The organism is Acidovorax delafieldii 2AN (assembly GCF_000175235.1).
Classification (GTDB): Bacteria; Pseudomonadota; Gammaproteobacteria; order Burkholderiales; family Burkholderiaceae_C; genus Acidovorax; species Acidovorax delafieldii_B.
Window position 1 is genome coordinate 1 of record NZ_ACQT01000636.1, and the last position, 509, is coordinate 509.

At 70.1% G+C, this 509-nt stretch carries 1 protein-coding gene; it reads right to left on the reverse strand.

Annotated features, from left to right (window positions below):
• A partial coding sequence (locus ACDELDRAFT_RS23480) for an ATP-binding protein (RefSeq protein ID WP_005802066.1) occupies positions 1-509 on the reverse strand: 509 nt, incomplete at both ends.

Consider the following 509-nt stretch of genomic DNA (forward strand, 5'->3'; position numbering starts at 1 on the left):
ATCCAGCGTTTCGGCGTTGATGCGCCACTGGATGGCATGGCCCTGCGCGCGCGGCGGCTGCGCCGGGTCCAGGCCCAGGCCCTGCAGGTGGCGGCCGGCCGCCAATGCAATCTGCGCCTGCACCAGGTCCACGCCCGTCACCTCCTCGGTGATGGTGTGCTCGACCTGCAGGCGCGGGTTGCATTCGATGAAGACGTAGGGCAGATCGCTGGACGCCAGATCCACCAGGAACTCGAAGGTGCCCAGGCCCTCGTAGCGCACTTCGCGCGCCATGGTCAGGGCGTCCTGGATGATGCGCTGGCGCAAGGCCTCGGGCAGCGACGGGCTGGGCGCGATCTCCACCAGCTTCTGGAAGCGCCGCTGCAGCGTGCATTCGCGCTCGCCCAGGGCGATCACGTCCGCACCGTCGCCCAGCACCTGCACCTCGATGTGGCGGGCGTTCACCATCAGGCGCTCGACGTACACGCCCGCCACGCCGAAGGCGGCCTGCGCCTCACGGCCGGCAGGTC